Source organism: Bartonella sp. AS69XJJH (genome assembly GCF_042195585.1).
In the GTDB taxonomy this organism is placed as follows: domain Bacteria; phylum Pseudomonadota; class Alphaproteobacteria; order Rhizobiales; family Rhizobiaceae; genus Bartonella.
The window spans coordinates 1-2,804 of the sequence record NZ_JBHIOO010000059.1; the positions used below are offsets into that span (position 1 = coordinate 1).

6 protein-coding genes and 1 pseudogene are annotated in these 2,804 nt (G+C 39.0%); 4 read left to right on the forward strand and 3 right to left on the reverse strand.

All coding sequences use genetic code 11. From position 1 onward, the window contains the following. Window positions 1-481: lysozyme (locus ACFIK6_RS09405; RefSeq protein ID WP_375642704.1), on the reverse strand; the 481-nt coding region annotated here is incomplete at its 3' end. A 143-nt stretch (window positions 482-624) separates the two neighbouring features. Here ACFIK6_RS09405 and ACFIK6_RS09410 point away from each other — a divergent pair. The 4 genes from ACFIK6_RS09410 (at window position 625) to ACFIK6_RS09425 (ending at window position 1,956) form a co-directional block, all read left to right on the forward strand. Next, window positions 625-849 (forward strand): antitoxin MazE family protein, encoded by a 225-nt coding sequence (locus ACFIK6_RS09410; protein ID WP_375642703.1) that lies wholly within the window; start codon window positions 625-627, stop codon window positions 847-849. Then, window positions 849-1,172, forward strand: coding sequence for a type II toxin-antitoxin system PemK/MazF family toxin (locus tag ACFIK6_RS09415; RefSeq protein WP_375642702.1), 324 nt, complete (start codon window positions 849-851; stop codon window positions 1,170-1,172). The genes ACFIK6_RS09410 and ACFIK6_RS09415 overlap by 1 nt, the downstream gene beginning before the upstream one ends. 209 nt (window positions 1,173-1,381) lie before the next feature. Beyond that, window positions 1,382-1,648 carry a type II toxin-antitoxin system RelE/ParE family toxin gene (locus ACFIK6_RS09420; RefSeq protein WP_375642701.1) on the forward strand — a complete coding sequence of 89 codons (267 nt, stop codon included), beginning with the start codon at window positions 1,382-1,384 and terminating at the stop codon, window positions 1,646-1,648. Next, window positions 1,645-1,956: a DNA-binding protein gene (locus ACFIK6_RS09425; protein ID WP_375642700.1), complete on the forward strand. Its 312-nt coding sequence runs from the start codon at window positions 1,645-1,647 to the stop codon at window positions 1,954-1,956. Before ACFIK6_RS09420 ends, ACFIK6_RS09425 begins: the two co-directional genes overlap by 4 nt. Before the next feature lie 59 nt (window positions 1,957-2,015). Here ACFIK6_RS09425 and ACFIK6_RS09430 read toward each other — a convergent pair whose 3' ends face one another. Together ACFIK6_RS09430 and ACFIK6_RS09435 are read right to left on the reverse strand one after the other, a co-directional pair. Continuing rightward, window positions 2,016-2,294: a hypothetical protein gene (locus tag ACFIK6_RS09430; protein WP_375642699.1), complete on the reverse strand. Its 279-nt coding sequence runs from the start codon at window positions 2,292-2,294 to the stop codon at window positions 2,016-2,018. Continuing rightward, a pseudogene (locus ACFIK6_RS09435) lies at window positions 2,291-2,800 on the reverse strand (phage antirepressor KilAC domain-containing protein); the annotation flags it as partial. The pseudogene ACFIK6_RS09435 and the gene ACFIK6_RS09430, both read right to left, overlap by 4 nt. Window positions 2,801-2,804 lie beyond the last annotated feature (4 nt).

The following is a 2,804-nucleotide window of genomic DNA, read 5'->3' on the forward strand; positions in this document are numbered from 1 at the left end:
GCGTTTCTACTGTTTGATAATTGGAGGAAACATAAGCCCCTTTTGCCCATAAGCCTGTTTCTGCCGCACGCCGGTGTACTAGACCTTGCAAACGCTTACCGCCTGCTTTGGTCCATTTCTGTAGTTCTGCAGGGACAGCTTCATATTCACCTTGATTGAGCTTTTTTAACAGTGTCGAGTTACAAAAGGCTGTTGTTCCTACATTATAGCAAAAAGATACTAACGCTGCGAATTGTTCATTCGTTAATGAAACTGTAACAGCGCGTTCAACAGCATTTTCAAATTGTCTTAAATCTTGGCAAAGAAGTTTTTCTGCTTGCTTTTCAGTGATTGTCATGCCTTCGTAAATAAAAGGTTTTCCAGCACTGTTTGTATGTCCATAACCTATTGTCCATACCCCAATGGCATCTTTATAGGCGTTCAAACGCAAACCTTCCCATTGTTTGATAAGAGCTAGCCCTTCTGATGATATTTTTCGCATATGATTCTCCATAAAAAAAGCCCCACACAAGGTGGGGATGAGTGAATATTAAAAATTGCAATTATTGCCTTTTATTAAAAATCTCGTTTCATGTAACTTTTTTCTGTGTTATACGTTACATGAAACATAATGGAGATTTTATTATGGGTACAATGCACGTTAATGAACGGGTTCAAAAACATCGCAATGCGCAAAGAAAAGCAGGTTTGCGCTTAATGCAAATTTGGGTACCAGATACACGCCAGCCAAATTTTGCAGAAGAGTGTCGTCGCCAATGTCGCTTAGTAGCAAAAATGGATAAAGCTGATACATCTATACAATTGTTTATGGATCAATCTTTAATGGATGCTGATGGTTGGACAGACTGATGCGCGGATTTCTCGTAACAATAGCGATACAAGGTGATTTTGATAAACCAAGACCCGCATTGGTCATTCAAGCTAATCAATTTAGTGAACATACCAGCATGACGGTTTTACCAATTACAAGTACACTTGTTGATGCACCATTACTCCGCATTACGATTCAGCCAAACGCTAAAAATGGTTTGCAAAAGCCTTCGCAAGTAATGATTGATAAGATTATGACGGTAAGATGTGACAAAATGAGTTCCATTTTTGGCTCTCTTCAAGCAAAGGAAATGCTAGAGATTGAACGTTGTTTGGCTGTATTTTTAGGAATAGTAAAATAAAAATTGGATTTTTTCCTTCGGAAAGATAGCTTGGTTAAGCTTCATGTTACTTATTCATTGGAATAAAAGAAGATTTTTTCTCAACTTTTAATTTCTCTCCTGACAAGTATTTGTTTATAAACGAATATACATAATGTTTGAGATACATCACTAACCTTACCTCTGATGGCAAAGACTTGATAGCTAATTGGCTGCGAAAGCTCCGTGATATGCAGGCTAAAACTGCAATTATTCGCTGCTTTAATCGTTTAGAACAAGGGAACTTTGGCGATTTCAAGCCGATTCGTGATGGTATTCATGAACTGCGTATTAATATTTGTCCTAGCTACCGAGTTTATTATGCTCAATCTGGAAAGACCGTATTGTTGCTATTATGCGGTGGCAGCAAAAAAAAACACAAGAGACCAATATCACTCGTGCATGTGCTTGCTGGCGTGATTGGCAAAACCGTGAAGATTAAAGGAGTGCAAAAATGAAAGACCGTAACCATGATGATGCAATGGCAGAAATATTCCGTGATGACCCTGAGTTGGCAGCAGCTACCCTTGATACAATCCTAGCAGATGGTGATCAGGGTGAGCTGCTTGTAACTCTACGCCAAATGGCCAAAGCTTATGGTGGTGTTCAAGCTGTAGCTAAAGCAGCCAACTTGAACCTAACACAACTTTACCGTACACTTTCAGAAAAAAGCAATCCAGAGTTTCGCAGCTTGAATGCTTTACTGCGTACCATGGAGTTTCGTTTGGCAGTACAGCCTTTTGAACGACCAGTTCCACACGTGTAACTTTAGTGTATTAAACACTCCCCACCTTTAACGATAGGGAGGGGAGTTGTGTTTTTAACTTAAGCAACCTTTTTAATGGGGTTCTTCAAAGTAGGAGCATAAGCTTGCAATAACGGATTCATGCTATGTGGTAGTTCTGAATCTCCAAAATCTGTAAGAACTGCTAGAACCTTTATATTATTTGGCACCTCATCTTGAAGTTTTACAATCAAAGCTTTTTCGATTATACTCATAGTGTCAACCAGAGCAGTACAATCTTTGTTGCTCATATTTTCATGTCTAGAAAATTGAGACAACGTTATCCATAAATCGCATAAAAAGTTAGTATCTACCTTCATTGCGCACCTCCATGGATTTGCTCTCTCAAACATGCCAATCCTCTGGATGTAATTTTTGTTGAAGGCAGCACCTTTTCTGTTCCATCTGGTCTTTGAATGGTAATAGCAGGGCAATCCATAAAGCCTTTCTTTATTTTATCTTGATAGGGTAACAGAGGCGCCCCTGGAGCACGCCGATATACCCAGTCATGTTTGCGCAAGTAATCTGTTAAATCTTTTGGTCGTACCTCTAACATCTTTGCTGCTTCTATCAGATCAAACAAACCATCAGAACGTTTTAAACCATCCAAAGCTTTTGCTTTTGGTGCTAATTCTGCAATAACATGATCTTTTTACTCTATTTGGCTTTGTAAGTGATTCAAGACGCCAAGCAATGCTTCGGGTTTGGAGTAGTCTATTTGTGGTGTTCCTACTTGTTTCAAAAGCCGTTCATATTTTATAAAGTATTGACGTGCTTCATGTCCTTTGTCATTACGTTCTATCATGGAAAGGTGTTTAGCCATGTCTCAT

Excerpts from the sequence above, each read along its gene's own strand:
- ACFIK6_RS09410 (WP_375642703.1), top strand. The coding sequence starts at position 625 with ATGGGTACAATGCACGTTAATGAACGGGTTCAAAAACATCGCAATGCG.
- ACFIK6_RS09415 (WP_375642702.1), top strand. The coding sequence starts at position 849 with ATGCGCGGATTTCTCGTAACAATAGCGATACAAGGTGATTTTGATAAA.
- ACFIK6_RS09420 (WP_375642701.1), top strand. The coding sequence starts at position 1,382 with ATGCAGGCTAAAACTGCAATTATTCGCTGCTTTAATCGTTTAGAACAA.
- ACFIK6_RS09425 (WP_375642700.1), top strand. The coding sequence starts at position 1,645 with ATGAAAGACCGTAACCATGATGATGCAATGGCAGAAATATTCCGTGAT.
- ACFIK6_RS09430 (WP_375642699.1), bottom strand. The coding sequence starts at position 2,294 with ATGAAGGTAGATACTAACTTTTTATGCGATTTATGGATAACGTTGTCT.